The sequence below is a fragment of the Paenibacillus sp. CAU 1782 genome (assembly GCF_054551715.1).
Window position 1 is genome coordinate 692,312 of record NZ_JBTOLL010000001.1, and the last position, 26,581, is coordinate 718,892.

Annotated in this window: 26 protein-coding genes; 18 read left to right on the forward strand and 8 right to left on the reverse strand. The window is 49.1% G+C overall.

The window, feature by feature from the left end:
- Nucleotides 1-11: 11 nt before the first annotated feature.
- The 5 genes from ACX93W_RS03450 to ACX93W_RS03470 all read left to right on the forward strand — a co-directional run bounded on the left by ACX93W_RS03450 (nucleotide 12) and on the right by ACX93W_RS03470 (nucleotide 5,951).
- Nucleotides 12-311, forward strand: coding sequence for a DUF1294 domain-containing protein (locus ACX93W_RS03450; protein ID WP_459390914.1), 300 nt, complete (start codon nucleotides 12-14; stop codon nucleotides 309-311).
- Nucleotides 312-457: 146 nt separating this feature from the next.
- Nucleotides 458-2,566, forward strand: coding sequence for a HelD family protein (locus ACX93W_RS03455; protein WP_459390915.1), 2,109 nt, complete (start codon nucleotides 458-460; stop codon nucleotides 2,564-2,566).
- Between the two features lie 27 nt (nucleotides 2,567-2,593).
- Nucleotides 2,594-3,757, forward strand: coding sequence for a DUF3900 domain-containing protein (locus tag ACX93W_RS03460; protein WP_459390916.1), 1,164 nt, complete (start codon nucleotides 2,594-2,596; stop codon nucleotides 3,755-3,757).
- 247 nt (nucleotides 3,758-4,004) lie between these two features.
- The gene (locus tag ACX93W_RS03465; protein WP_459390917.1) at nucleotides 4,005-5,099 is read left to right on the forward strand and encodes a hemolysin family protein; all 1,095 of its coding nucleotides are present in this window, start codon (nucleotides 4,005-4,007) and stop codon (nucleotides 5,097-5,099) included.
- A 66-nt stretch (nucleotides 5,100-5,165) separates the two neighbouring features.
- Entirely contained in the window at nucleotides 5,166-5,951 is a 786-nt protein-coding gene (locus ACX93W_RS03470; protein ID WP_459391998.1) for an undecaprenyl-diphosphate phosphatase, read from the forward strand.
- 103 nt (nucleotides 5,952-6,054) lie between these two features.
- On the opposite strand, the gene ACX93W_RS03475 is transcribed toward ACX93W_RS03470, so the two are convergent.
- Nucleotides 6,055-6,348 (reverse strand): DUF3817 domain-containing protein, encoded by a 294-nt coding sequence (locus ACX93W_RS03475; RefSeq protein ID WP_459390918.1) that lies wholly within the window; start codon nucleotides 6,346-6,348, stop codon nucleotides 6,055-6,057.
- A gap of 54 nt (nucleotides 6,349-6,402) precedes the next feature.
- Complete coding sequence (locus ACX93W_RS03480; RefSeq protein WP_459390919.1) at nucleotides 6,403-7,017, reverse strand: TetR/AcrR family transcriptional regulator; 615 nt, start codon at nucleotides 7,015-7,017, stop codon at nucleotides 6,403-6,405.
- Nucleotides 7,018-7,235: 218 nt separating this feature from the next.
- Between ACX93W_RS03480 and ACX93W_RS03485 the strand changes: the two genes are divergently transcribed.
- Nucleotides 7,236-9,452: an MMPL family transporter gene (locus ACX93W_RS03485; protein WP_459390920.1), complete on the forward strand. Its 2,217-nt coding sequence runs from the start codon at nucleotides 7,236-7,238 to the stop codon at nucleotides 9,450-9,452.
- A 188-nt stretch (nucleotides 9,453-9,640) separates the two neighbouring features.
- Here ACX93W_RS03485 and ACX93W_RS03490 read toward each other — a convergent pair whose 3' ends face one another.
- Entirely contained in the window at nucleotides 9,641-10,840 is a 1,200-nt protein-coding gene (locus tag ACX93W_RS03490; protein ID WP_459390921.1) for an oxalate decarboxylase family bicupin, read from the reverse strand.
- 195 nt (nucleotides 10,841-11,035) lie between these two features.
- On the opposite strand from ACX93W_RS03490, the gene ACX93W_RS03495 reads away from it, so the two are divergent.
- On the forward strand, nucleotides 11,036-11,398 hold the full coding sequence (locus ACX93W_RS03495; protein WP_459390922.1) for an immunity protein Imm33 domain-containing protein: 363 nt from the start codon (nucleotides 11,036-11,038) through the stop codon (nucleotides 11,396-11,398).
- Between the two features lie 117 nt (nucleotides 11,399-11,515).
- The gene (locus tag ACX93W_RS03500; RefSeq protein ID WP_459390923.1) at nucleotides 11,516-12,094 is read left to right on the forward strand and encodes a hypothetical protein; all 579 of its coding nucleotides are present in this window, start codon (nucleotides 11,516-11,518) and stop codon (nucleotides 12,092-12,094) included.
- Nucleotides 12,095-12,107: 13 nt separating this feature from the next.
- Here ACX93W_RS03500 and ACX93W_RS03505 read toward each other — a convergent pair whose 3' ends face one another.
- Nucleotides 12,108-13,541, reverse strand: a complete 1,434-nt coding sequence (locus tag ACX93W_RS03505; RefSeq protein WP_459391999.1) for a hypothetical protein — start codon at nucleotides 13,539-13,541, stop codon at nucleotides 12,108-12,110.
- A gap of 227 nt (nucleotides 13,542-13,768) precedes the next feature.
- On the opposite strand from ACX93W_RS03505, the gene ACX93W_RS03510 reads away from it, so the two are divergent.
- Nucleotides 13,769-14,041, forward strand: a complete 273-nt coding sequence (locus ACX93W_RS03510) for a hypothetical protein (protein ID WP_459390924.1) — start codon at nucleotides 13,769-13,771, stop codon at nucleotides 14,039-14,041.
- 89 nt (nucleotides 14,042-14,130) lie between these two features.
- On the opposite strand, the gene ACX93W_RS03515 is transcribed toward ACX93W_RS03510, so the two are convergent.
- On the reverse strand, nucleotides 14,131-14,769 hold the full coding sequence (locus ACX93W_RS03515) for a DedA family protein (RefSeq protein ID WP_459390925.1): 639 nt from the start codon (nucleotides 14,767-14,769) through the stop codon (nucleotides 14,131-14,133).
- 234 nt (nucleotides 14,770-15,003) lie between these two features.
- Between ACX93W_RS03515 and ACX93W_RS03520 the strand changes: the two genes are divergently transcribed.
- The 7 genes from ACX93W_RS03520 to ACX93W_RS03550 all read left to right on the forward strand — a co-directional run bounded on the left by ACX93W_RS03520 (nucleotide 15,004) and on the right by ACX93W_RS03550 (nucleotide 21,559).
- Nucleotides 15,004-15,240 carry a hypothetical protein gene (locus ACX93W_RS03520; RefSeq protein WP_459390926.1) on the forward strand — a complete coding sequence of 79 codons (237 nt, stop codon included), beginning with the start codon at nucleotides 15,004-15,006 and terminating at the stop codon, nucleotides 15,238-15,240.
- Between the two features lie 51 nt (nucleotides 15,241-15,291).
- Complete coding sequence (locus ACX93W_RS03525; RefSeq protein WP_459390927.1) at nucleotides 15,292-16,722, forward strand: MDR family MFS transporter; 1,431 nt, start codon at nucleotides 15,292-15,294, stop codon at nucleotides 16,720-16,722.
- A gap of 138 nt (nucleotides 16,723-16,860) precedes the next feature.
- Entirely contained in the window at nucleotides 16,861-17,631 is a 771-nt protein-coding gene (gene hisA / locus ACX93W_RS03530) for a phosphoribosylformimino-5-aminoimidazole carboxamide ribotide isomerase (protein WP_459390928.1), read from the forward strand.
- Between the two features lie 72 nt (nucleotides 17,632-17,703).
- On the forward strand, nucleotides 17,704-18,285 hold the full coding sequence (locus ACX93W_RS03535; RefSeq protein WP_459390929.1) for a DJ-1/PfpI family protein: 582 nt from the start codon (nucleotides 17,704-17,706) through the stop codon (nucleotides 18,283-18,285).
- 133 nt (nucleotides 18,286-18,418) lie between these two features.
- Nucleotides 18,419-19,093, forward strand: a complete 675-nt coding sequence (locus ACX93W_RS03540; protein ID WP_459390930.1) for a response regulator transcription factor — start codon at nucleotides 18,419-18,421, stop codon at nucleotides 19,091-19,093.
- Nucleotides 19,090-20,466 (forward strand): sensor histidine kinase, encoded by a 1,377-nt coding sequence (locus tag ACX93W_RS03545; protein WP_459390931.1) that lies wholly within the window; start codon nucleotides 19,090-19,092, stop codon nucleotides 20,464-20,466. The genes ACX93W_RS03540 and ACX93W_RS03545 overlap by 4 nt, the downstream gene beginning before the upstream one ends.
- A gap of 118 nt (nucleotides 20,467-20,584) precedes the next feature.
- Nucleotides 20,585-21,559 carry an alpha/beta fold hydrolase gene (locus ACX93W_RS03550; RefSeq protein ID WP_459390932.1) on the forward strand — a complete coding sequence of 325 codons (975 nt, stop codon included), beginning with the start codon at nucleotides 20,585-20,587 and terminating at the stop codon, nucleotides 21,557-21,559.
- On the opposite strand, the gene ACX93W_RS03555 is transcribed toward ACX93W_RS03550, so the two are convergent.
- Nucleotides 21,549-22,418 carry a helix-turn-helix domain-containing protein gene (locus ACX93W_RS03555; RefSeq protein WP_459390933.1) on the reverse strand — a complete coding sequence of 290 codons (870 nt, stop codon included), beginning with the start codon at nucleotides 22,416-22,418 and terminating at the stop codon, nucleotides 21,549-21,551. The two genes, ACX93W_RS03550 and ACX93W_RS03555, sit on opposite strands and share 11 nt — an antisense overlap.
- Before the next feature lie 130 nt (nucleotides 22,419-22,548).
- Here ACX93W_RS03555 and ACX93W_RS03560 point away from each other — a divergent pair, with 130 nt between their 5' ends.
- Nucleotides 22,549-24,183, forward strand: coding sequence for a hypothetical protein (locus ACX93W_RS03560; RefSeq protein WP_459390934.1), 1,635 nt, complete (start codon nucleotides 22,549-22,551; stop codon nucleotides 24,181-24,183).
- A 138-nt stretch (nucleotides 24,184-24,321) separates the two neighbouring features.
- Nucleotides 24,322-24,843 (forward strand): DUF1905 domain-containing protein, encoded by a 522-nt coding sequence (locus ACX93W_RS03565; protein ID WP_459390935.1) that lies wholly within the window; start codon nucleotides 24,322-24,324, stop codon nucleotides 24,841-24,843.
- Here the strand turns inward: ACX93W_RS03565 and ACX93W_RS03570 are convergent.
- Both ACX93W_RS03570 and ACX93W_RS03575 read right to left on the reverse strand, forming a co-directional pair.
- The gene (locus ACX93W_RS03570; protein ID WP_459390936.1) at nucleotides 24,815-25,774 is read right to left on the reverse strand and encodes a sensor histidine kinase; all 960 of its coding nucleotides are present in this window, start codon (nucleotides 25,772-25,774) and stop codon (nucleotides 24,815-24,817) included. The genes ACX93W_RS03565 and ACX93W_RS03570 overlap by 29 nt on opposite strands.
- 370 nt (nucleotides 25,775-26,144) lie before the next feature.
- On the reverse strand, nucleotides 26,145-26,540 hold the full coding sequence (locus tag ACX93W_RS03575; RefSeq protein WP_459390937.1) for a protein-tyrosine phosphatase family protein: 396 nt from the start codon (nucleotides 26,538-26,540) through the stop codon (nucleotides 26,145-26,147).
- Nucleotides 26,541-26,581 lie beyond the last annotated feature (41 nt).

The window sequence follows — 26,581 nt, forward strand, 5'->3', positions numbered from 1 at the left end:
GCGATATTGCCATGCTGCTGATTTATTTGCTTGGCGGTTATTTGATGATACTGAACGCCTATACCTTTGTGCTGATGGGCGTTGACAAACGGCGCGCCGTTAGGCGCGATAGCAGAAGGCGAGTGCCGGAAAAGCACTTTTTCACGGCTGCGTTTATAGGTGGCGCGGCAGGCGTATGGGCCGGCATGAAATGGTGGCGTCATAAGACGCAGCATCGCGCTTTTTCGGTCGGCATTCCCTATCTGCTGGCAATACATTTAATTTTGTTGATTGTATTGGGCTGGATGCTCGCCAAAAATTTGGCGGATTAGGCCAATCATCGAACTGGAAGAATCCTTATTGTTTGCGGCTTTAGCCGAGCGGCAATGAAGGTCATGCGGAGGAGCTGAATTCATAGACGGATTCAGCCCTTTGCTATGTATGTCCAAACTTAATCCTGGAAGGAGATCAGCGCCAAATGGAAGAAGACAGGAACTTGTTGCTGGAGAAGCAAAGGCTTGAGATGACGCTGGATAACATTACTCAGCAGCTTGGCGAATTCGGGCCGCGATATACCGGCCACGATTTTACGGAGCAAATGTTGGACCTTCAGAACGAAGAACGGAAACGCAGATTGGAAATTGCGGTTCGCGAGCCTTATTTTGGCCGTCTCGATTTCCAGGAAACCGCAGTAGACGGCACCCCCAGCAAGGACGCGGAGGCCGATCCAAAGCCGTTATATATCGGGAAAGCCGGCGTTGCCAAAGACGGCGGCGGCGGAGAGCTGCTTGTGGTTGATTGGCGAGCTCCTGCGGCTAGCCTTTTTTATTCCTTTACGGGCGGCGAGGCTGAAGCGATCTACCAATCGCCGGATGGCGAAATAAGCGGCTATGTCCATTTGAAGCGAAACCTGATGGTTCGCAATAAGGAATTAGTTCGACTCGTGGACAGCTATGTGCGAGGACAGGAGGAGAGCGGAGTCTCCGACGAGTTTTTGCTCTACCGGCTGGGAGAAAACAAAGACAACAAGCTAAGAGATATCGTATCGACGATTCAAGGGGAGCAGGACTCTATTATCCGCGCGGAGCGGAACAAAGCGCTTTTTATTCAAGGCGTTGCGGGAAGCGGAAAAACGACGGTCGCCCTGCATCGCTTAGCCTTCCTGCTCTATCAATATGAAGGAAGCATCACGGCGGAACGAATGATTATTTTTGCTCCGAGCCGGATGTTCCTCGACTATATTTCCGGCGTCCTGCCGGAGCTTGGCGTAGGCGATATCAGCCAAACCACCTTTACCGATTGGACGATGGAGCTGCTGCAGCATGAGCTTAAACCAAGCGATCCTTCAGAGTCGCTGGCCTATTGGTTTGAGGAGAAGCGCACAATCGAAGATCTGGAAAACGCTTCTGGCGCTTTCAAAGGCAGCCTTGCGTTTAAGGCGATTTTGGATGAAGCGCTGGATGGTCTGCGCAGCGGCATCGTACCGGAGGTTTCGTTTGTTCCGCTGGAGGGGTGGGAGCTAAAGCCGGAGCAAATGCAGGAATGGTTTCAGACGGATTACGGCGAAGAGTCGCTGATGGAGAAGCGAGACCGCTTGGCCAGCCGGATCAGGCGTTGGCTGGAGTCCGAGCTGAAGGCGCGAGGTATTGCCGACAAAAAGAAACGTTCGGCGGCGCTGGCCAAATTAAATACCTTCGTTAAACGTATACCGTCCTACACGGCCCCGCAGCTGTATGCTTCGTTGTTCAAGGGCAAAAAAGCGTCAGCCGCCATTCCCGCAAAGCTGGCAAAAGCGACCGCCGCGACGCTGGCAAAAGGTGAAGCTGCTTCAGAGGATCTGGCCGCGCTTGCTTACCTTCATCTCAAGCTTTTTGGCCTGCAAAAAGCAGCCTTTGACCATATCGTCATCGACGAAGCGCAGGATTATTCGCCGCTTCAGCTGCAAGCATTGAAGCTATGTCAGCGAAATGTGTCCATGACGGTGCTGGGAGACCTGCAGCAGGGCATTCACAGCTACGTCGGCATTACACGATGGCAGGAGCTGCAATCGTTGTTTGAAGATAACGACACGGGATTTTTTGAGTTGAACCGCAGCTACCGTTCGACTATGGAAATTATTGAGTTCGCCAATATCATATTGGGCGGCATGACAGGCGGCGTAAAACCGGCGGTTCCGGTGTTCCGGAGCGGTGATCCGGTTGTTGTGGAACAAACCGACGGCGATGCCTGGTTAGCGGCTATCCACACTACGCTATCGGGTTGGCAGAGCGAAGGCGGCTTGGACACCATTTCCGTCATTGGACGCACGGCGGCGGAATGCCAGCACATCTATGAGTATTTGCGCGAGCGGGACATGGAGGTATCGCTGGTGCAAACGAAACAGCCGACCTATGGCGGAGGTTTGACGGTGGTTCCGGCTTATTTATCCAAGGGACTTGAATTTGACGCCGTGCTGATTGCAGATGCGGGAGCCGAGTCGTATAGCGAAATGGATGCGAAGCTGCTCTATGTTGCCTGCACGCGTGCGCTTCACAAGCTTAAATTGTTGTATCGCGGCGAGAGGACATTGCTTTTGAAAGAGGAATGAAATATACGTTGACGGGGGACATGCAGCGTGGATTTGCGAATGCAATATCTATCTTTTTTTGTCATTATGAACGATGGCGAGGACAACAACACGTCAGGCAGACGATTCAAGCATTACCAGACGATGGATGCCGATGATTATGAAGACAGCGAGCTGAAGCGGTTTCTGGACGAGGAGTTTGTCCGCATTATTAAACGCAAAGCGGAGCGCAATCCCAACACGCCAAACGCTCCGACCAAAATCGGCAGATTTATGGTTGAACCCGGCTACGAGCTTGGCAGCAATGGCAACTATAACCTGTTCCAGCGGCTGAGAGACGCGGACACCCAGGAGCGCTATATCGGCATTGCGGATGAGCTGGTGCGGATCTATATGGATACCAGCGCGGTAAGGGGCGGCGCTTTTATTATCGCGCGCGCCCAGCTGCATACCTTTTTCAACGAGCCCTTCCTGTTTCTGCTGAAATGTGATTTTGAGCCCAAAATCGCCCGTATTGCCGACGAAAGAAATCTCATTTCCCATGTGGAAATGGCAATCAGCGCGCGCAGCATCAAGTCGATTCAATATCCGCATATGCCGGAGGAAGGTGTGCTGGAGCATTGGGAGCTGAAAATTCATCAGGCCTCCCATGCCCGCTATTTTGAGGACTTCCTGAAATACGTTTCCTACGAAAAACCGCTGCCCGAGGTAATCGGCGAGCAAGTGGTGGAAATGGTGCATCAATTCATCGCGGACAAATGGCAGGAGGAGGAAGGGACCGAGCGGAGCCAGGAGGAAAATGCGGTTGAGCTATGGGCCGCCAGCGAAAAGCGGGAGCTGCAGGAGTGGTGGTCGCAGGAGCAGGTGGAAACCGCAGCGGCAGCCCTTGTGGAGCAAAAGCCGGATTTGCCGTTTGCCTTTAAGCTAGGCGGGGTGACGGTAAAGGGATTGTTGTCCGACTTTGGCGGAGCAATTCATTTTGCCAAACATAATGGCAAATATGTAGCGGTTATCGAAGGGGATTCTTTCTTGTTCGAAAAGGGAATGTCCCCTGTGGAGCTGCTGAACCCCGGCGAGCTGGAAGACTTGCTGCCGGTAATTGGCACCAATGAGCCGGAGGAGCAATTCGGCGATTCCAGCAACGGCGAAGGCGGCGGCGGCTTTGATGGCAGCTCCGACGCCGGGAGCAATCCCGACGATGTGCCGTGGTAAGCGGCACAGGCATGTTGAATGAGGTGCAGCTCGTTGTAGAAGCGTTGTATAATGGGCTTTCTATACGCAGCATTAAGGCGCGGTGGAGGCTATCGAGGTATGCCGAAGGCGAAATGAGGCAACGCTGAATAGGCGGAATGGGTTAGCTTGCCAACGCGACCGACGTATTGAGGTATTAAATGCGTGAGGTCTGCTTGCGGCAAAGCGGCTCCGTTCCCCAATTTCCTCGGCGAGGGGCGTAGCCTTAATGAACTTGTTGCTGTTTGCGGCGCTGCTGGCGCTCACTTCTTTTTTTGTCGCTTCCGAATTTGCCATTATCCGTATCCGGGCGAGCCGGGTGCAGCAGTTGACCGATGAAGGGGTCCGCAACGCCAAAGCCGTCCAGCAGGTAACAAGCCATCTGGACGGCTATTTGTCCGCCTGCCAGCTTGGCATTACCATCACCTCGCTAGGATTAGGCTGGCTTGGCGAACCCACCGTCGAGCATGTGCTAAGGCCGCTGCTGCAAAGCCTTGGCGTCGAAGGAAGGACAGGCACGGTTATTTCGTTTGCCGCCGCCTTTGTGATCGTCACTTATTTGCATGTTGTGCTGGGGGAGCTGGCGCCCAAAACGGTTGCCCTCCACAAGGCAGAGCAACTCAGCCTGATTACGGCTCCCTATCTCATCATGTTCCATAAAGCGATGTATCCCTTTATCTGGCTGTTGAACGGCTCGGCCAACGGCCTGGTTCGCTTGCTTGGCTTCCGTCCCGCTTCCGAGCATGAAGCGCATTCGGAGGAGGAGATCCGCCATATTTTAACGGAGAGCCATGAAAGCGGCCTGATTAACGAAAACGAGCTGCTTTATGTCAATAATGTGTTTCAATTCGACGATACGTTGGCCCGCGACGTGATGGTGCCTCGCCGCAGAATGATTTGTTTGGACCTGAACCACAGCTACAGCAAAAATCTGGCGATCATGCAGGAAGAGCAATATACAAGGTATCCGGTTACGGACGGGGATAAGGATCATGTGGTCGGTTTGCTCAACACCAAACATTTGTTCCTGCGATGCGGGGAAGCTAGCGTGCCTGAGCTTTCCCATTTGCTTCAGCCCGTGCTGGCTGTGCCGGATATTCTGCCCATCAACCGTTTGTTGCGCAAAATGCAGCTGGAGAGGACGCATATGGCTATATTGCTGGATGAATTCGGCGGAACGTCCGGACTATTGACCATCGAAGACATCGTGGAGGAGATTTTCGGCGAAATTCGCGATGAATTTGACAATGATGGAGATCAGGATGAGATTGATTTTCCGGGGCAAAGAGAAGAAAATGAAATGAGCCAGTACGGACATGCATAAACATATAACGTAAGGCCAAGCCGTTAAGAAAAACCGCCGATTGCCGAGGGGAGCGCATCAAAAGTGATGGATCTGATCCACGCCATTATTATGGGGATTGTTGAAGGGCTAACGGAATTTCTGCCTGTGTCGTCGACAGGGCATCTCATTCTGACGGCGGAATTGCTGAATTTTACCGGCGATCGAGCCAAAACGTTTGAAGTAGTCATACAATTAGGTGCGGTGCTTGCAGTGCTGGTACTGTACCGAAACCGGTTTATCAAGCTGTTGAATTTTAATTTTCGCAAGGGAAGCGGGCTGAATGCGCTGCATATCGCGCTTGCCATGCTGCCTGCCGGCGTGTTGGGCGTTCTGCTGCATGGATTGATCAAGGATTATCTGTTTGGTCCCAAAACCGTGCTTATCGGCCTGGTTTTGGGAGGCATATTAATGATCGTGGCCGACCGAACCAAGGTTCCGGTCAAGTCCGAGGGACTGGACGACATCACGTACAAGCAGGCGTTTCTGATCGGCTGCTTTCAGATTTTGTCGCTTTGGCCGGGCTTTTCCAGATCAGGCTCCACGATATCCGGCGGCATGCTGACGGGCACAAGCCAGAAGGCGTCGGCTGAATTTACCTTTATCGTATCTGTTCCCATCATGATGGGTGCAAGCGCCGTTGATCTGGTGGGCAGCCGGGAGTTTCTGACGCTGAACGACCTGCCGTTATTCGCCGTAGGGCTGATTGCCGCGTTTGTTGTCGGCATGATCGCGGTTGTCACCTTCATCAATATGATGAAAAAAATCCGGCTCAGCTGGTTTGCCTATTATCGTTTTGGTCTTGCCGCACTTTTTGCCTGGATCATCCTATAAGCAAAACTCTGTCATCATTGAAAAAAGGTATCCGCTTGTCCCTGGGGACATATTGGATACCTTTTTTCGTCTAAGCGTTTTTTCGTTACACAGCCTCCACGGCCTAAACTTCGTGCTTCAATACTTTATGGTCCAGTACAAACGGACCGAAGGGCAAAATGGCGGCTATAGCGGCCAGCGCGACTTTGCCAAGGGGCCAGCTTTTTTCAACCCAGACATGGATGACGGCCAAGTAATAGAGGGCGAACAACAACCCGTGAACGGCGCCAACAATGGTGACGGCTTCCGGAATATCTCCCACATATTTCATTGGCATAGCAATAAAAAGCAGGGCCAAAAAAGAGATGCCTTCAATAATTCCGATCATCCGGAGTCGGCCAATCGTTGTTTTAAACATAACAGGACCTCCTTCGGGCAACAAACTGGATGATTGAAGTGTTAAACAACCACATTAGCGGGGTGCCAGTCCGCTCCACAACAGTTCTACGATGTCCGCGGCAGATTGTTCCACAGTTTGCAGATCGTTCACAATTTCCTTGCGATTTCTCACAGTCAGCATTGACGTAAACAGGTGAGAGAGAAGAATAGGGTCGCACTGAATGATTTCGCCTTTGCTTACCGATTCTGCAAAAGCATGCTGAAGCACCTGGTGCAGCATGCCTTCTCCCTTGCGGATGGCCGCAATTTGCTTCTCCGACAAACCGAGCGATGCCTCGCGCATCATCGTTTCAAAATCGACATGCGTATTTTTCATATGTCTCACAGCAACTTCCTGCATGCGTTCGCGCAGCGTTCCCGGTCCGTTGATGATGGCGGCGGTGCTGTCATGCGCGATTTTGAGCACGAATAACAAGCATTCTGTAAATAGAATGGACTTGTTGCTGAAATAATAATAAACGCTCGCTTTTGTGATGCCGCTTGCCTTGGCTACCGTCTCAAGCGAGACCTTCTCAAACCCTTGCTCCATAAAAAGAAAAGAAGCAGTCCGCAGGATTTGCACCATGGTTTGTGGCGATTCAGTCGCTTTCGGCCGGCCCGGTTTGCGTTTGCCGATTGATTTGTTCAAGGCCTGGTCCTCCAATTCAAGATTTTTTCAAAAAGGCTGTTGATTAATTAACCTTCGAGTATATATAATTGTATTATTCATAACCATATTGTATACGAAACCGGTTGTAAGTGCGAGTTTAAAAAGTCCGGTTAGCGCATGAATGCTGTCAGGCATGCATCGTGACCCAAAATGGTCTTTTGGAACAAGCGCTGAGAGATGAAAGGGAGGAAGAGGAAATGTTCAATAAAATAGGAGGGCTGTTTACCGGTCCAAAAGCTCGCTGGGCGACGCTTGTCATATGGATCGCCATTGCCGTGATTCTGACAGTCGCTTTGCCTGCCGTAGGCGATGAGGAACGGAACAATGCGCCAAACCTGCAAGACAACAGTCCTTCTGTTCAAGCGGCAGCGCTTATGAAGGAGTATTTTCCGGCCAATACCGGATTGCCGGCATTGCTGGTCTGGCACCGTGAAGGCGGCTTGAATGAGCAAGATTATGGTCTCATCATTGAGACCTCCCGGCAGCTCGAGGCATCTCCGCTGCAAGGGCAGGAAGCGGGTATTCCGCTTCATCAGCTGCCTCCGCCTGTTCTGCAAGGCATGGCTTCCGAGGACGGAAGCACGCTGGTTCAGCCTGTACCCTTCCAGGAAGGAATGGAAACCGAGGAGCTCAAGGAAAGTCTGCACGAGCTTCAGGAGAGGATCAGGACATCGGCGGGAAGCGATCTATCCGCTGCCGATGCGGGCAATGAGCTGAGCGCCAGAATTACCGGGCCAGCGGGCATTGCGGTGGACGCAACGGACCTGTTCCTGAATGCGGACTTCGTGCTGCTGCTAGCGACAGTATTGCTTGTGCTCGTGCTGCTGCTGCTCATCTACCGTTCGCCAATCCTTGCCGTAATTCCGCTCGTCGGGGTAGGCTTCGCTTACGCGGTTACAAGTCCGCTGCTGGGCTGGATGGCTAGAGAGGGCTGGATCGCGGTGGATTCCCAGGCCATCGCCATTATGACTGTGCTGCTTTTTGGCGCGGGGACCGATTACTGCTTGTTTTTTATAACCCGATTCCGTCAGGAACTTACAAAAGACAGCGACCGCAAGACAGCGCTCCGCCGTTCCTTCCAAGGCGCATCCGGCGCAATCGCCATGAGCGGCTTTACAGTCGTTCTGTCGCTCTTGGCTTTGCTGGTAGCAAAGTTTGGAGCTTACGAACGGTTTGCGGTGCCATTCAGTCTTTCAATCCTCATTATGATGATTGCCAGTCTGACGCTTGTGCCGGCTTTGCTTGCAATTATCGGCCGGGCTTCGTTTTTCCCCTTCATACCGCGCACAACGGAGGAGGAGCGCGAGCACGCGAAAAAGAAAGGCAAGTCCTATAAGCCTCATGACCCGGAACGGAAAATGGGGGCCCGAATCGGGAATCTCGTTGTCGCCAAACCATGGAGAGTTGTGGTTAGCTGCACGCTTGTATTAGGTTTGCTTGCGACATTTGCCACGCAAATTTCGTTTACGTATGACCTGCTGTCATCCTTTCCGAAGGATATGCCGTCACGGCAAGGCTTTGACACCATTGCCGAAGCTTTTACGCCAGGCGAACTAGCTCCGGTAACTGTAATTGTACAGGATGGAGGAGCGGATAGTGGTCTGCGTGAAGCTTTGGCGGCGCATCCGGCGGTTGACCATGTCGGCGAACGCCAGATCAGCGAAATCGACGGCACTTATTCGTCGTACAGCGTTGTGCTGGATATCAATCCTTATTCGCTGGAGGCAATGGCCGCTATTCCCGAGCTTAGGGATGCCGCTGCTGCAAAGCTTGGAGCGGACGGGGTAACAAATGCTGATTCCTCGGTATGGATTGGGGGCCAAACAGCAGAGCAATACGATACCAAAGCGGTAACCGACCGCGATAATCGCGTTATTATTCCGCTTGTCATCGGGTTGATCGCGGTGCTGCTGCTTGCTTATTTGCGGTCCATTACCGCAACGGCGTACCTCATTTTGACTGTATTATTGTCGTATGCCGCAGCGCTTGGCCTGGGCTGGATTATTCTGCATTACGGCTTTGGCGTTGAAGCCATTCAAGGTTCGATTCCGCTGTATTCCTTTGTGTTCCTCATCGCGCTGGGCGAGGATTACAATATCTTTATGATTTCGAGCATTTGGCAAAAAGCGAAGGTTATGCCGCTGAAGCAAGCGATCAAGGAAGGCGTAGCCGAAACCGGCGGCGTCATCACCTCAGCCGGACTTATTCTGGCGGCTACCTTTGCGGTACTGGCTACAATGCCGATTCAGGTGCTTGTCCAGTTCGGCCTCATTACGGCGATTGGCGTCTTAATGGATACGTTTATCGTCAGGCCGTTCCTGGTGCCCGCCATTACGTCCATTATCGGCAAAGCCGCTTTCTGGCCGGGCCGGTTGAAGACCACGGCGGAGCGTAAAGAGGTTTCCGCAGAGTAATGCTTTAACCGACAAACACGCGCTGCCCAAAGGAAGTTAATTCTCCGCAGCGTTGATTAAACAGCCGCCAAGATTGTCCCCTGCGGGACAATCTTGGCGGCTGTTTGCTTATTCGCAGAGAACGGAATAGGCACTTCCATTAGACTTTGGTCATAGGATGAGATAGGCATGATAGGTGTAAAGCTGCTTCAACGCGGTTTGGGATAATAGGAAAACCCCGGATATTTGACGACTGGCCACTTCTCTTTTCTAAGCGCGTCGATCACTTCGGGACCAACATTCAAATTGCCGCTAACCAGTTCCGGCGGAGTAAGCGCCATCCATTGATTAAGCGAAACATCCTGAAAGCGGGCGCTTTTGAATATTTCCAGAAACCAGATGCTTTCCGTGCCTGTATTCTGAATATAATGGCCAAAAGCAAACGGAACATAGCCGACGTCTCCGGCGCGGACATCAAAGGTTCTTGCCGAGCCATTGCCCGCAAAAACGGTCATGCGTCCTTGCCCGGAAAGATAATATTGCCATTCATCGTTGTTGGGATGCCAATGCAGCTCGCGCATGGCGCCAGGCTGTATCTCAACCAGCGCAGCCGCAATCTTTGTTGAGATAGGGAAGTTGGAGGAGTCGACGATGCGTACGCTTCCCCCTGGCGTTTGGATCGGCTGCTGCGCAAGCAAGGAATGTTTGAAGGACAGCGGAATGGTGCCATACGGGGACTGAACTTGCTGTGTAGACAATGGACCCGGCACCTTGTCCTGATAAATATATACCTGTTGCGAAGGAATATTGGAAAAGGCTTCTATCGGAACGCCGAAGTTAGCCGAAAGGACATCCTTCGGCGTATGCGCAAACCAGTCCGAAATGGACAAGGTGTTTAAATCGGAGAAATGCCCGTCATCGAATACGAGCAGAAATTGACATCCGTCATCAAGCCCTTGAATGGAGTGGGGAATGCCGGGCGGAAAATACCACAAATCGCCTGGACCCACATCGGCAATAAAGTTGCGTCCATTCTGGTCAACGGCGGTAATTCGTGCATGCCCCAGCAGCATGTACGACCATTCCGCCTGCTGATGCCAATGCAGCTCACGAACGCCGCCGGGAGTCAGACTCATGTTGACGCCCGCCAATGTCGTTGCGACAGGCAGCTCCCTAATCGTAATTTCCCTTGACCAACCGCCGTGGTTTAGGGTCATATTGGTGTCGGAGAACGAAAAGCGCAAGTTCGGGATTAGCCCCGCATCCGTTATAGGAGGCACGAGCATATCGGGATTTTGCAAATCCCGCATGATGTCTCTGGGCCCTCGGTCCACGCCGCCAGCGCCGTCCGGCCGAATAGGCTGCGGGATATAGGGGAAAGGCCCCGGATTGCCGCGGTTATTTTCCATTTTGCCCACCTCTTCTTCGCAGAAATGAACTGAACTGGAAATAGATATGCGCGTTCTCAAGCGAGTATGCCTTCCAGGTGTTGTTGGAACTTGACATCTTGACCTTGTCCGGGCAAGCTGAAGTAGCGCTAAGTGTGGCAGAGCACAGGGGTAAAAGAGAGAATGGAAATGAAAGGTATGAGAGGCGGTTGAGGAATGGGCGAAGCGTTTAACATGGAGTTATACATCACGGAACAAAAGAGTATGTGCCGGAAATATAGGGCCGATTATATGGAAAGCGAGCTGCATCTTAAGGTAGGCATTGCCTGGAATGTCAAGGAGGGGCTTGAGCCCATTCACGGATTGCGCCTGTTGCCGGAAGGCGATACAACGGGTTGGTACATATGGGCGGATGAATATTCGGAAGCCGATGATTTTTTTGTGCCGCTCCATGTGGCCCATTTAAACGAATGGGACCCCAAAATCAGCAAATATTTGGGACTTTCGCCAGGTTGGCGGTTTATCATTGCGGAGGATTACGAAGATGTATGGTTTGACGAAGAATTGCTGAAGCGTTGATTTTTGAAGAGGGCCGGCTATACATCGGCCTTTTTTCTTTTTGTGCAACATTTTTTCCATAATTTGCGTTGGATTAATGAACAGTCATTTCGCATATAGAGAAGGGGGAGCAGAACAATGGCTGGAATTCGGGGCAAAAGCTTTTATATGTTACTCATTATTGCGGTAGCCATCGGGATACTTGCGGCGCCGCCGGAGCGGGCAAGCGCATGCAGCTGCGTGGTGAATGGCAGCGTTCAGGAAACGCTGGCCAATCATGATGCCGTGTTTGAAGGAATTGTTACGGGAAAGAAAAGGCCGTCGACTATTTTTTCTTCTTCATCGGCTGACCCGGTTACCTGGACGTTTCGAGTCAATGAGGTGTGGAAGGGAAAGGTCACCTCTACCCTCAGCGTAACCTCCGCAGAAAGCGGAGCGAGCTGTGGCTTTGAGTTTGAAGAAGGAAAACGTTATCTGGTCTATGCGCGCGATAACGGCAAATCGCTGGATGTAAGCCTATGCAGCCGAACGGTTGACTTTAACTCGGCCAGCGCGGATCTGACCGAGCTTGGAACAGGCTCAACGCCGCCTCAGCAACCAGCTGCAGCAGACAATGCGAGCAGTTTCCTCTGGTGGATTGCGCTGGCCGTAGCGGCGTTGGTTGCGGTCGCGGGAGCGATTATCATCTATCGGCGCAGACCAGCTGATCGACCTTGACCAATCAACTGATCTAAATAATCAGGAACATGGCAACGATGGTTGTAACGGCAAGACCGAGCAGAACAGGCTTGATGTTTCTTCGCGCAAGCTCGAACGGGCTGACGCCGCAGATGGCGGCTGCTGGAATTAACGCCCATGGGATAATTGTTCCGCCGCCAACCCATATTGCGGCTACTTGGCCCAGCGCGGTTAATGTCGCCACACCGGAGCCGATAGCTTGCCCGAAGAGCAGGGCGATAGAGCCGGCTAGCGATATGCCGGAGAAGCCCGATCCGTCGAGCCCCGTCACCGCGCCAACCAATGTCAGCGTAACGGCGCCTACCGCGCCGTTTACGGGCACTTCATGAGCAAGCGCCATGCCCAAGTCGTTCACGATGCCGCTGGAGCTTTCCGGAAGGCGAGAGCCGAACAATTCAAAAAAGCCGGAATCGCCCAGGTAGAAAAAGGCGGCAATGGGGATGACAGGACCGAATACACGAAACCCGAACAAAAAGCCCTCGATTAAATAACCGGTTGTTTTCTCCAGACCTTTGCCTCGATGCGCCATCATCGTAATCACAAGCATGATCATGATTGACGTGCCGCCAATTAACGCGGTGGCATCCCCGCCCTGAAGATCCAGCGCAAACATCGCCGCAACATTCAAGGCATACAGCAGCGGAATTACCGCAGCAAGCACTTTTTTGGACGTTGGGGACAAAACGCTTTCGATTTCCTCGCCGCTAGAGTCTTCATTTCCACTGGAAGAATGATTGACCTCCGCTATTTTTGCGCTTTGAATCAAACCGCTTCTCCATGTCCCCAGACGTTGGTCGCGTTTCATCATCCAATAAGCCGCTACGGTTGTAACGGTTCCCATGACAAGAACCAGAGGAATGCTGGCAGCCATTACTTCATTCACTTGAAGTCCCGCCGCATCGGCAGTCAGCTTCGGAGCGCCCTGTATAATATAATCTCCCGAAAGCGCAATCCCGTGTCCGAACAAATTCATCGCCATGGCGGCTCCAAGCGCCGGAAGACCAACTCTAAGCGCTACGGGAAGCAATACCGCCCCGATTAGCGCGACGGCTGGCGACGGCCAGAAAAAGAGGGAAGCCACCATCATGATGAGACCGATGCCCCAAAAAGCCATCGCCGGCGTCCGGATCAACCGCGCAAACGGGGCGATCATGATTTCGTTGATGCCTGTACGGATCAATATTCGACTCATGGCAACGATGATGGAAATAATTAAAATGGTGCCGATCAATTCCTTAATGGCATAAATAAAGCTGTTGAAAATACCGCTGACAGAGCCTTGGGCGGTAGTCGTGGCAAGAATGCCCACTCCCAATATTCCCGCTACGCAGATTAACGTCGTGTCCCGCCGAATCAGCATAAAGCCGATAATCCCCACTACAAATGCAAGATACACCCAATGCAGCGCCGTCAATTCAACTGTCATATGCCCATCCTCCCACGTATAGGCGATAGCCGTCCAAGCGGTTACCGTAATGTATCGTATGCAGGAAGGAGAGTAGACGTTAGCGGAAATGGAAGTATTCCGCACCTGCGCCAGCATGACTCCGTCTGAATTGGAAAACATTGCGAAGGCATCTTGGCTATGCTATTCTACATAGGAATTGGAGCATGCTCGAAATACAATGAGGGAATGGAAAGGAAGGTAAGGGAATGGCAGTCATCAATATCATTGAAGCCTCCATGACATACACGAAAGACAGCGGTTATGTCGGCAAGGTTCATTTTTCCGTGGAGGGCCACCTTAATCAATATGAAATGACGCTGCATAGCAGAAAAGCGACCGAATGGGGTTATGGGTTGTTTTTCCTGAATGAATCCGGCAATGAGGAGCAGCTGCTGGAGCTGGAAGACGAATTAGAGGAAAACGATGAGTTGTTCGATCAGCTTGTACAGGCTGCACAGGACAAGCTCGTTCGGTTGTAAGAATAGAGGTTATAAGGTAGGAAAATAAAGCTGGAAGCGGCAAGCCTGCTTGCCGCGGGAATGTGGCGCAAGCAGGCTTTTTCTGCGGCTTAAAGGGAAGAATCTATATCTCCGTGTTCTTGCTTATCCCGATGCTTATTGCGGTATTGGGTGTATTTGGAGGCCAAAACGATAGCGGCTACAAGGCCCAGCAATACAATTGCCCACACCCCGTATTGATAGATCAGGTCCGCAAGCTCTCTGGCCTTGTCGCCTACGACGGAGCCCAGATAGAAATAGATCGAGGTCCAGACCAAGGCGGAAGGGTAAGCAAACATGGCAAACCGGCTGTATTTCATGTTGTTGACCCCGACTACGTAAGGGGTTACATGTCTAAGGAACGGCAAGCAAAGGCTGATGCTGATGGCATATCCGCCAAATTTGCCGCTTAATTCCTCGGCTCGTTCAATAAACCGCCCGATATTCTTTTTGCTCCGAAACCAGCTATTCAGTTTATAGCCCGAAAAACGACCGATGCTATAGCTGAAGGACATAGCGGAGCAGATGCCAAGAAACGTCATGATGTATGCGGGAACCGGCGACAAAACGCCGGAAGCCGATAAAGCGCCGCCGGTCATTACGACGGTTTCGTTTGGAATAGGCAGCCCAATCAAACCCAGGCATAGAACCAGGAACAAGGCCGCATAGCCGACCCGTTCAATTATTGCCAACAGCAAGTCATATGCCATTCAACACGCTTCCTATTCTTCAAAGATTCATCCGGCGACTGCCTGGCAATGGCCATAGGCCATATGGCGTCAACATCAATATAGGCCGGACGTAAAGTTATACGCTGGTAATGGGAAACCGTTTCTCTGTTTACCCATTGATAACCATTTTAACCTTTTCGTAACCTTTTGTCCCAATATCACCTTTACAATGGAGAATAGTGTAAGGGAGGATTCGGAAGGCGGTTATGGAAGATGAGCAATTTTCAGGCTAAAATAGAGATTCTAAAAGGTGTAGAAGCTACTGCCTATACGGTATGTCTCAAGCTGCTATCCGATGAAGGCGCTGCAAGCCGCGCGGCCAAAAGCGCGTTGATTGGCATGTTCCGCGATCCCGCATTCTGGGGTGCTGACGAGTCGCAGCGAAATCATTTTGTACTGCGCCATTGTTTCTCCGTCTGTTCGACGCAATGCAAAAAGTCTGCCGTTTAAAGGTACTCTACATAGGTTTCTCTGCCGAAGTCAAGCGAAGGGAACAAAACCATGAATGCAAGCAGCCAATCCGGCTCCAGAAAAAAAGTAACGGTTGCATTGTTTGTCGCCACCTTTCTGGCGGCCATTGAAGGTACCATCGTTGGAACAGCCATGCCCAAAATTACGGGGGAGCTGTCCGGCGTTCAGTTGTACAGTTGGGTAATCTCTATTTATTTGCTTGCTAGTGTGATTACAACGCCGATTTATGGCAAATTATCGGATTTGTACGGTCGCAAAACGATGTTTATCATCGGAGCGTCCATTTTTTTGAGCGGATCGATGCTATCGGGCATCGCGCAATCCATGAATCAGCTTATCTTGTTCCGCGGCCTGCAGGGACTGGGAGCGGGAGCGTTAACGACAATTCCCTATACCATTATCGGCGATCTGTATCCTTTCCAGCAACGGGCTAAAGTCCAGGGATGGATGTCCAGTATTTGGGGAATTGCCGGTATATCAGGACCATTAATTGGCGGTTTGCTGGTCGATTATGTGTCATGGCGTGCCATATTTTACATGAATTTGCCGTTTGGCGTAGTTGCACTGTATCTGCTGTCAGTATCCTTGAAGGATAAGGTCGAACGCAAAAAGAAATATATCGATTACCCTGGCATTATCACCTTTGCCATCGGGATGTTTGGTCTGCTCTACGCTTTAAGTCAATTGGGAGGCGAGACGGGACAACAAGCCGGTTTGGCGGAAGTACTGCCGTTTTTAACGGTAGCGGTTGTTTTTCTTGCGGCATTTGCCGTGATTGAGAAAAAGTCTCCGGAACCGATGATTCCTTTTCAATTGTTCCGAAATCCCGTTATCAGCATGGCGAATGCGATCAGCTTTTTGCTATGTCTGGTCAATGTCGCCGTTATCTTTTATTTGCCGCTGTGGTTTCAAGGGGTGGCGGGGTATTCCGCGACGTATTCTGGAATCTTGATGATTCCGTTGTCGATCGCTTGGCCGCTCGGCTCCATCCTGGCGGGCAATCTCATTGCCCGAATCGGGCTTCGGGCGATCAGCCTGCTGGCGGCATGCCTGCTGCTCATTGGCAGCGCTGGTTTTGCGCTTGTTAGCAGCGGAACGCCGATTGCGCTATTGATTCTGTTTACATTTTGCGCGGGCATCTCCTTCGGGCTTGTCCTGACCTCGATGACCATTGCCGTTACTTCTTCTGTCGGAGCCGAGATTAGAGGCGCCGCAGTGGCAAGCAACAACTTTATCCGTACGTTGGGGCAGACGTTGGGAATTACGTTGTTTGGAATGCTGCTGCATACCGGGGAAGCCAATGATATTGATCCCGCTGTGCTGGAGGGAAGCCTGCACCAGATTTTTGTTTGGGTGGCGTGGTTATGCGTTGGCGTGCTGCTGCTCTCCTTGTTTGTGCCCAAGCTGGAGCATGAGCAGAATGAGCCGGGGCAGAAGGCGGGAGCAGGGAAGTCAAGATAATCTGCAATTCGGAGGCCTACGGTCTTGCGGCAACGGGAAAGTGTGTGTCACAATAAAAGCTGGAGCTTCAGGCGTTTGCTAAGGGCAAGCTGCCGCAGGCATTTTACGCCTATCTTGAAACGGAAACGAGGCAGAACATTGAAATTTAGACCTTGCATAGATTTGCACGACGGAAAAGTTAAACAAATTGTAGGCGAAACGTTAAACGATTCTTTGGTTGAAAATTTTGTGTCCGGACATGATTCCGTTTATTATGCCGAAATGTTCCGCAATGACCGCTTGACCGGCGGACATGTTATTATGCTTGGTCCGGGAAACGAAGCCGCTGCGACTAGGGCGCTTCAGGCTTATCCCGGGGGACTTCAGGTCGGCGGAGGCATCAAGGCCGAAAATGCTTCGGGCTATCTGGAAAAAGGAGCAAGCGCCGTTATCGTTACCTCTTATATTTTTCAAGGCGGGGGGCTGAATACGGAAAATCTGGATGCTATTTTGTCCGAAGTGGGTAAGGACAGGCTGGTCATTGACTTGAGCTGCAAGGAAAAGGACGGCAAATGGTTTGTCGTGACGGATCAATGGCGGGTGTACAGCGATTTTGAGGTAAATCCGGCCAATGTCGCTTATCTTGAATCGTATTGCTGCGAATTTCTCATCCACGCCGTAGACGTGGAGGGCAAGCAAAGCGGTATTCAGCAAAGCCTGGTTCGTGATTTGGCTGCTTGGACCACCATCCCGACAACCTATGCCGGCGGAGCAAGGTCCCTTGCCGATATGGAGCAATTCGATGCTTTGTCTAATGGAAAGCTGGATTTGACGATCGGCAGCGCGCTTGATATTTTTGGCGGGAAATTGCCTTATGCTGACGTAGTGGCTTATAGCCGCGCTTTAAACGACGGCCGTCCAAAGGCTTAGGGAATTGCCTAACCGTGGAGGGGAGATCATTCCGTTATTGCTCGAATCGATATCTAATAGGGGAGTGATCCAATGAAGATAGCATTTGTTCTTTTCGACGGAATCACATTTTTAGATTTGATTGGGTTTTATGATGTCATTACTCGACTTAAATATTTTGAACCTACAAAGGATTCAACTTGGGATTTGTGCGGGCTTAAAGAGGAAATAACGGATGAGCTGGGCATGAGAATTAAAGTTAATGTGGTGAACCCGGATCTATCGAAGTATGATATGTTGTTTGTTCCCGGCGGCTTAGGAACCAGGGCGCTAAGGTTTGATGAAGATTTTATTGATTGGTTAAAGAAAGCGCAAAATGTCGAGTATAAAATCTCAGTATGTACGGGCTCTTTACTCCTTGGGGCGGCAGGATTTCTACAAAATAAAAAGGCAACGACACATCCATTTTGTTATGAGCTGTTAGAGCCTTATTGTACGGAAGTCATAAAAACAAGAATTGTTCGGGATGGCAATGTGATAACAGGCGGTGGCGTAGCTACATCTATAGATTTAGGGTTATATGTCATTGAACAGTTTTTAGGAAATGAAGAGATCGATAATATTAAGAAGCAAATGGATTATCCATACACGCATGTTGGTATTATTGAAGGTTAGCATGTTGAAAATTGTTGAATGACAGCAGCGGCAGTCAAAGACTTTATTAAGTCTTAGACTGTCGCTGCTTCGTTTGATATACTGGTTCTGCACCTATGAATATACGCATGAGAAAGAAAGGAAGCGGGACCGTATGACAACAATATTGGTTGCTGACGATGATGATAATATACGTGAATTAGTTTGTTTATTTCTGCGCAATGATGGATTTTCGACAGTCGAAGCGGCGGATGGCAAGGAAGCATTGTCGCTGTACGGCTCGATGCCGATTGATCTTGTTGTGCTTGATATCATGATGCCCGTTATGGACGGCTGGGCGTTATGCAAGGAGCTTCGCAGAGCCAATCCGGATCTCCCTTTGCTGATGCTGACTGCAAGAGGCGAAACCTGGGAAAAAGTTAAAGGCTTTGAGCTTGGGACGGATGATTATCTAACGAAACCTTTTGACCCGCTGGAATTAACGGTTCGTGTAAGGGCTCTGCTGAAACGATACCGGATCGGCACAACACAGATGATTCAGCTTGGCGGGGTTACGCTGGACAGGCAGACCTATAAGGTGACAAGAGGGAGCGAAACGATCGCGCTGCCGCTAAAAGAGTTCGAGCTGCTGTTCAAGCTAGCGGGAACGCCGGGTCAGGTCTACACCCGGGAGCAGTTGATCGATCAAATCTGGGGCCTGAATTACAGCGGAGACGATCGTACGATAGATGTACATATTAAACGGCTAAGGGAGCGTTTTGCCGAAACAGAAGATTTCTCTATCGAGACCGTACGCGGCCTTGGTTACCGTCTTGAGGTTAAAGCATGATCAAGTCTCTGTACCTCCGTATGGTGCTTACCTTTTTTACAATTGTTGTTGCGGGCTCGGTGATCGCATTTTATGTAGCGGTTTGGGTATTTCAAGAAAAGCTGAATGAAAATCTTCAAGCACTTTTGTTAAACTTTGGGACTGATACTGTGCGGGTATACGAATCATTGCCCGGAGATGAAGCAGAATCTTATCTGCGCGATATGAAGCAGCTGGATTCCTATTATATTCGTATTTTCGATCAAAGCGGGCAAGTACAGTCTTACGGGTCATTGAATGATCATACGCTGGCTACTGTAACGATGGAACAAATCAAGACTGTGTTGGCCGGGGGCATGGTTCAAGTCAACTCCAACGGGGTTTCCGCCATTTTATTGGGGCTTCCACTGCAAACGGAAGACGGAGTTAAAGCGATGTTTGTCGATCCTCTGACACCGCCTTCGACCGCCTTTTTGATTAGGTGGATTTATTCGTTTTTGATCTATTTCTTACTGATTGGAAGCTTGTTGATTTTGATTTCTTCGATTTATTTGATAAGGCCGATCAACAAGCTGACTAAAGCAACGAAACGGATTGCTAGAGGCGATTTTGACGTCAAGCTGAATATTAAGCAATCCGGCGAGCTTGGCGATTTGGCGCGAAGCTTTGAGCAAATGACGCATGACTTGCGTCAACTGGAGCAAATGCGAAGAGACTTTGTGGCGAATGTTTCTCATGAGATCAAGTCGCCGCTAACCTCCATTTCCGGTTATGCCATTGCGCTTAAAGGGGTCGATTTGCCAGAGAAAGAGCGAGGGCGCTACCTGGATATTATTATTGAAGAAGCGGAAAGAATGTCCAGAATGAATGACGGCTTGTTAAAGCTCAGCTTGCTTGAGTCGCATTCTCAGCAGCTTCAGCCAAGTGAATACAGCCTGGATGAACAGATCCGCAGGGTCATTGTTCTGCTCCAGCCGCAATGGTCGGCTCGGAATATAGGATTTGATCTTCAATTGCATACCACAAAAATAACTGCGGATTATGAGCTGTTGAATCAGGTATGGAGCAATATCATCGTCAATAGCATCAAGTTTTCCGAGATCGACGGGACTGTTTCCATCGTCATTGAGCAGGACGCTTACTCTGTCACCGTCTCGATTCGCGATAATGGCATCGGCATTGCTCCAGAGGACCAGAAGCATATTTTTGACCGCTTCTTCAAGGCCGATCGTTCGCATAAACGAAAGAACAATGGCAGCGGCATAGGGCTTGCCATCGTCAAGCAGATCGTTTCGCTCCATGGAGGCGCTCTGGCGGTTGAAAGCCAATTCGGCGTAGGCACAACCATTAGCGTGACGCTGCCGATGAAGCAGGATAACCCTTTATTTGCATAACTCTTATCTGTTCATTTTCCGTTCATATTGATGTCATGAAGAATACATCTTCATGGATTAAAATGTGTACAGCGATCCTTAAGAGAAGCGCCGACAGAATGGACAGGAGAAGATGGACATGACAGAATCGATGGAATGGAAGCAGAAGAAACAAAAGTCAATTGGTCGTCGAATAGGCAGCCTATTACTGAAAATCGTTGGAGGATTTGTTCTTCTTCTGGGGTTGTTCTTTCTCACGGTATATCTTGTGAATGTGTTTAGCAATAAGTCCGAGCTGAAAAAAATTGAGCCGTACAGGCAGCAGGTTTCAGTGGATGGCAAAAAGATGAATGTTCTGATTCAAGGGAACGGGGAAGAAACCATCGTCCTTCTTCCTGGATATGGGACCGCTGCGCCGGCGCTTGATTTTGAGATGCTTATTGATGAGCTTTCGCGTAATTATACCGTAGTTGCTGTAGAGCCTTTTGGTTATGGGTTAAGCGATCAAACGGATAAAGAAAGAACGTCGAAAAATATTGCAAGCGAGATTCACGAGGCGTTATCGCAGCTTCAGATTAATCGTTACATGCTAATGGGCCATTCCATTTTTGGCGTGTATGGACTGCAATATATCAATGATTTCTCTGAAGAAGTGACTGCTTTTGTTGGGATTGACACCAGCGTGCCAACCCAGCCGGGAATGGAAGACGACGTCCCAATAGAAGCGCTTGATTTTCTCAAGAAGTCTGGACTGAACAGATTACTGAAAAGCGTAGGTCCAGATCCCTATGCCGGACTGGACTTTGATCAGCACACAGTAGAACAGATGAAGCTGTTAGCCAATAAAAACGAAAGCAACGCTACAATGCTGAATGAGATGCAGCATACTGCATCCAACTTCAAAGACGCTCAGCAGTTGTCGTTCCCCGCAGATCTACCGTTGTTATTGTTTGTTGTGGCAGACGATCCGGAAGTTGAAGGATGGATTGCTCTGCACGAAGAGCAAATCGAACAGTCCAACAATGGAGAACTCGTCAAGATGGAAGGTACGCATTACCTGCACCATACGAATTCAAAAGAGATCACTGAGAAGGTACGGTCATTTATGGAGTGATCCGGAACTGACTGCGATATTCCCGAGGTGTCTTTTGTACGATTTTGCGGAAGCAGCGGGTAAAGTAGGTATTGCTTTCAAATCCTGTTTCGCTGGCAATTTCGGCAATGCTGCAGTCTGTATTCACCAGCATCAGTTTTGCTTGTTCCACTCTAAAGCGCTGCAAATAATGGAGCGGCGTACAGCCGTAATAGTGCTGCATAACTCGGGTTATGTAAATGGAATGAAAATGAAACTGGTCCGCTAATGCTTCGTTTCGTAAAGGTTCCTTGTAGCAGCTTCGCAAATATTCCGCTACGCTCTCCGCTAATCGCTGGCCAGCAGAAACGCGCATATCGTGCATTTCTTGGCAGATCATCCGCAGCAGCCTTTGAAAGGATGCCTGCTGGTCCCAGCAACGCGCGCTTGACGTTTTGTTGTTTAAGGAAAGTAATGCCCCGATCTCTTTTTCCACATCGTCACTATTCTTAATAGACCAGAACTTAGGTATAGAAAGGGAGTAGGCATTGCCAAAATGACTGTATTTCCCCAATTCAGCAGGTTGTTCCTCCATCGATTGTTGGGATAATTCTTCCCACGACTGACCCGTTTGAAAGTGAATCCAATAAAACCGCGTATCTTCGCTGCAAGGCGCGGCAGGATAATGATGAGCGTCCGGCCGCAGAATCAATAGATCCCACTTCTCCAGTTTCCACTCCCTGCCTGATTCTCCGATATATAAAGCACCTTCTGCAACAATCAGCATATCGAATACTCCGATGCCGGATCTAGAGGCATGAGAAGCGCCTTTTTTCAGCGTTTGCGCCCCGCCAATCAAATAATGAGGCAGCGGCGGCGCATTAAAGTTAATGAAATACATAATGTGTGCACCTCTCGAGCAGGTTTAGATTGTACGAAAAACGTTTGGATATCTACTATTATTCTGTATCATTTTATCGATAAAATCAAATCAACACTTAACATTTTTAATGTCAGAGGAGTTGATTGATTTGTATTCGATCGGATATTTTTTTGGCGATAGTTACGTCTCCTTCGGGGGTTTGAATTTTGCTATAAGGCTTGCAACGGAGAGCAACCTGTATTGCCCCTCGCTGGAGCATATTACGATAGTCGAGAATAGCGGCAAGCTGAAACTTACTGCAAATCAATTATCGGCAGCCGGAGGACAATTATCCGCCGAAGGATACCTTGAGCTGATACTTGAGAAAAACACGGATGACGTATCCATATTGATCAGCGGACGCGGCGAACATGCAACGGAACGATGCAAATCGCTGCTAATCCATGTTATAGGCCTCTCGATCGGCTATTTTGAAACGGATTCCGAAAATATGGGAAGGCGTGAGTTCAAACATCCCGCCGGCATTCAGCCGCTAAGTTATCCCGGCAGAGATGCAATGATGCCACTTGTTATTGTAGGAGAAAGGTCGTCGCAAAAAAACGGTCCAAAGGAATGGTATGTTCTGTCCAAGGATAGCCAAGTACGCAAAAAAGGCTTTGCGGCTTATTACGATGTGGAGGAGCAAGCCCCTGTGCTTCAGCTCTCACATGAAGAGGATCGCAGGCAATGGACCAACCAAATAACGCTGCCTCCGTGGAAAATGGGGATGGTGCAAACAAGAGCAGAAGTGGTAGCCGAGCGCTGCCTCGATCTGGAGCAACACTTCGGTATTAAGCCATTAAAGGATCGGAAAGATTTGCAGTGGCTAAATGACATTAAGGTTGTCGTCAACTTTCATGGCGAGCATTGGACGGGATATGTGTTCAACACATTCAACAACATGGAGGAGCAACTCCGCGATATTTGCAAAGAGATTCCAGGGAAACATGTACTCGCATTTCTGCCGGCATGGGATGGCCGCTATTATTGCACCTATCCTTCGCATGTGCCGGGTGATCGTCTAGGCGGAGCAGAGGGACTGCGAAAATTAGTGGCAGCCGCGCATTCGCTTGGCGTTAAGGTGATACCGATGCTTGGCGGCCCCAATCTGGCCACACGGCAATTTCTGCAAGAGCATCATTTGTTAGGCGCAACGCTGAAAGATGCTAACGGAGAGCCGCATGCGCAGGATTGGATTGATTGGAACAGCGATTTGTCAAAAGAAAACATGGGGTACATTATGAATTACGGCCATCCTGAATTGCAAGCCCACATGCTGGCGCGAGTCGATGAGCTCATGAGCGATTATGACTTTGACGGCATTTTTCTTGACGGGGCTATTCGCTGGTCCAATGCGCCGGATTATTCTCCCTACGAAGGCATAGCCGCTTTTGCAAAAACGTTTTCCGAACGTTACCCCGATAAGCTGCTAATGGGCGAGGATGGATATGATGCGTTATGGGGTTCCTTTGGGCTTTTTGCCACCAGCGGGGGACCGCTTGGATTGGAGCATGCCATGCTGAAGTACGCCCGACAAACGGAATATTTGGCTTACCCCGGCCTAAACGGCAGCTCTGGCGTACATGAGGTTGGCTGGGACTGGGCCAGCATCGACAAAAGCAAAAAAGAGTATACCATTCCTGCGCTGGCTTTGTTTGAAGGCGATACAAAACGTTATCCGGCTACCATCAGCCAAAGGCTGCGTGAATGTATGGATTGGGAGCAACAGCTTGTAAAGGTATGAAAGTAGCGTTGCAGGACAGTATGGGAGAATGAGGATATTCACAAATTTGACAATCGAACACCATTCAGGAAGGAGGTTTTTGTTATAAAAACAAGAATATAGTCATGATACTATATTATGAGAATCGAATTAATAAACATGAGCGATCAGATGGTAATGGTTTTAAGCTTCTTTATAAAAGGAGTGACACTCAAAATGGTCTATGAATTTGATAGCGAGATAAAGATGCTGGAAGGGAAAATCAAATGGAAAGTCGTATATTTTCCCTATTCGGTAAGCGAATTGTTTCGCACTAACGGTAAAGTGCCTGTTCAGATCAACATTGACGGGCATGAGTTTGACCATACGTTGTTACCGTCAAAAAACGGGCATTATTTTGTATACAATGAATTCATACGAAGAACGGTACGTAAAGAGCGTGGCGATTCTCTCCATGTCATTCTTCAAAAAAACGAAGAAAAACGAAATATCGTTTTACCTGTTTATATCGAGGAAAAGCTAAGTGAAAATGACATCCTGGGTATTTTCCTGAATCAACCTGATTATTTGAAGCGAGAACAAATCAATTATATTGAAATTGCCAAAAAGGACGAAACGAAAATTAACCGAGTATTAGCATTAGTAAACAAACTTAAACATTACCCTCAAGAGAGAGTTTAATCGGAATGGCTAAAGAGAAGACATAATGGCCATTTTGATGCCAAAGCATTAGTGATCCTCCATGCAATTCGGCAATATTTCTGGCAATAGATAGGCCCAAACCCGCACCAACTTGTATTCCTTCGCTACTGCGGGCGAGATCAGCTTTATAAAAGCGCTCAAACAGCCGCTGCTCTTGTTCGGATGAAAGGGGAGGGCCTTCGTTTTCAATGGATATCGTCGCAAATGATGGATCCGCTTGAAGTTTGATCCCTATGGTTCCCGGTTTTATGGAATATTTAAGAGCGTTCATTAGCAAATTATCGATAGCTCGTGCTATTTTTTCGCTATCCACTAAAGTATTGACGGGTGGATCTGCCAGCTCCATGGCCACTTGCATATCGTTTTCTTGGGCGAGCGGTTCGAATTCAAATAATAACTGAGCGAGAAGTTTGGAGAGATCGATTTCTTGCATTTCGATATGCGCTTCATGAGAGGAAAGACGCGTATACTCAAACAAATCGTCCAGCATTTTTTTAAAATGGATGGTTTTATTGTATGTATTTTGAATGAATCGCATATATTCATCCTTTGATTGAAAGGAATCGCTTCGTAATAACTCAATATAACCAATTATGCTGGTAAGAGGCGTGCGGAGGTCATGCGAAATACCAGTTATTAATTCCATTTTTGATTGCTCAATTGCACGTTCCTTTCCTAATTGCTCTTGAAGCCTCTCCGTCATCACATTAATTTTTTCAGCAACTCTCCCGATTTCGTCTTTTCGCACGACAGGAACACGGTAATCGAGGTTTCCTTCCGAAATAATTTGCAGACCGCTTTCCAGTTTAACTAGATCGGAAACAATTCTACGTGTCAGTATAAAAAATGTAAAAACAAACATGAAAATAAATAACGGGATGAACAGGTATGCCACTAATGTGATAGGCAAAGAAAGAAATCAAGTTTGATAAGGTGAGCGCTATACAAAAACTAAATACGGAATTTAAAAGAACATTAACCTGAATTTTCTTTTACTATTACACAAAACTCGTATTTTGTACATATGTAAGTAAATCTGGATTATCCCTTGTATCACATGAATTCTAATATGCAGTGTCAACATTTATCATCTTTATTATCTGATTCTAAAATAACTTCTACTTATTCACCCACTGTCTATTAAAAACCTACGTTGATCTAATGTTTTATTTTGCTGACAAAAAGTCCCGATCAGTGAATCGGGACTGACTTTCGTAGTAAGACAATGAGCCCTTGCACAATCATTCACCAAAGATTTTCTCTAAAGCTTCGTGCTGAGGTTAGCGAATTTTAATGATTGGACGAATGGCTGCAGCCATCGTTTCTGCCTCCTGAATCGTCTTCGCTTTTCCAAGCGCAATCAGAGTACCTATGGAGACAGCTCCAGTTCTCCCCTTGCCGCCGCCACAATGAAAGCCTACTTTTTTTCCACTATTGTACGCATCCACTACATGATTAATGGCTTGGCAAAATAAATCTTCTTGCGGGATCAAAGCATTGTCACCGATGGCTACCTTTACCCAAGTCACATTAGGCTCTAGATAAGAACACTCTGTTGCCTCTTCCCTTAGATCAACAATGATTTGACAATTTTCAACGGTCACCATATCCTTGACATCTTCAGCCCCGCCCATAAAGATCCGATCTTCTACTAATGCATGATAATTTTTTGACATAAGCTGTGCTCCTTATCCAGATGTTTTCCTAGCCATATTCT

Excerpts from the sequence above, each read along its gene's own strand:
- ACX93W_RS03450 (WP_459390914.1), top strand. The coding sequence starts at position 12 with ATGCTGCTGATTTATTTGCTTGGCGGTTATTTGATGATACTGAACGCC.
- ACX93W_RS03455 (WP_459390915.1), top strand. The coding sequence starts at position 458 with ATGGAAGAAGACAGGAACTTGTTGCTGGAGAAGCAAAGGCTTGAGATG.
- ACX93W_RS03465 (WP_459390917.1), top strand. The coding sequence starts at position 4,005 with ATGAACTTGTTGCTGTTTGCGGCGCTGCTGGCGCTCACTTCTTTTTTT.
- ACX93W_RS03470 (WP_459391998.1), top strand. The coding sequence starts at position 5,166 with ATGGATCTGATCCACGCCATTATTATGGGGATTGTTGAAGGGCTAACG.
- ACX93W_RS03475 (WP_459390918.1), bottom strand. The coding sequence starts at position 6,348 with ATGTTTAAAACAACGATTGGCCGACTCCGGATGATCGGAATTATTGAA.
- ACX93W_RS03485 (WP_459390920.1), top strand. The coding sequence starts at position 7,236 with ATGTTCAATAAAATAGGAGGGCTGTTTACCGGTCCAAAAGCTCGCTGG.
- ACX93W_RS03490 (WP_459390921.1), bottom strand. The coding sequence starts at position 10,840 with ATGGAAAATAACCGCGGCAATCCGGGGCCTTTCCCCTATATCCCGCAG.
- ACX93W_RS03495 (WP_459390922.1), top strand. The coding sequence starts at position 11,036 with ATGGGCGAAGCGTTTAACATGGAGTTATACATCACGGAACAAAAGAGT.
- ACX93W_RS03500 (WP_459390923.1), top strand. The coding sequence starts at position 11,516 with ATGGCTGGAATTCGGGGCAAAAGCTTTTATATGTTACTCATTATTGCG.
- ACX93W_RS03505 (WP_459391999.1), bottom strand. The coding sequence starts at position 13,541 with ATGACAGTTGAATTGACGGCGCTGCATTGGGTGTATCTTGCATTTGTA.
- ACX93W_RS03510 (WP_459390924.1), top strand. The coding sequence starts at position 13,769 with ATGGCAGTCATCAATATCATTGAAGCCTCCATGACATACACGAAAGAC.
- ACX93W_RS03515 (WP_459390925.1), bottom strand. The coding sequence starts at position 14,769 with ATGGCATATGACTTGCTGTTGGCAATAATTGAACGGGTCGGCTATGCG.
- ACX93W_RS03520 (WP_459390926.1), top strand. The coding sequence starts at position 15,004 with ATGAGCAATTTTCAGGCTAAAATAGAGATTCTAAAAGGTGTAGAAGCT.
- ACX93W_RS03525 (WP_459390927.1), top strand. The coding sequence starts at position 15,292 with ATGAATGCAAGCAGCCAATCCGGCTCCAGAAAAAAAGTAACGGTTGCA.
- ACX93W_RS03535 (WP_459390929.1), top strand. The coding sequence starts at position 17,704 with ATGAAGATAGCATTTGTTCTTTTCGACGGAATCACATTTTTAGATTTG.
- ACX93W_RS03540 (WP_459390930.1), top strand. The coding sequence starts at position 18,419 with ATGACAACAATATTGGTTGCTGACGATGATGATAATATACGTGAATTA.
- ACX93W_RS03545 (WP_459390931.1), top strand. The coding sequence starts at position 19,090 with ATGATCAAGTCTCTGTACCTCCGTATGGTGCTTACCTTTTTTACAATT.
- ACX93W_RS03550 (WP_459390932.1), top strand. The coding sequence starts at position 20,585 with ATGACAGAATCGATGGAATGGAAGCAGAAGAAACAAAAGTCAATTGGT.
- ACX93W_RS03555 (WP_459390933.1), bottom strand. The coding sequence starts at position 22,418 with ATGTATTTCATTAACTTTAATGCGCCGCCGCTGCCTCATTATTTGATT.
- ACX93W_RS03565 (WP_459390935.1), top strand. The coding sequence starts at position 24,322 with ATGAGCGATCAGATGGTAATGGTTTTAAGCTTCTTTATAAAAGGAGTG.
- ACX93W_RS03575 (WP_459390937.1), bottom strand. The coding sequence starts at position 26,540 with ATGTCAAAAAATTATCATGCATTAGTAGAAGATCGGATCTTTATGGGC.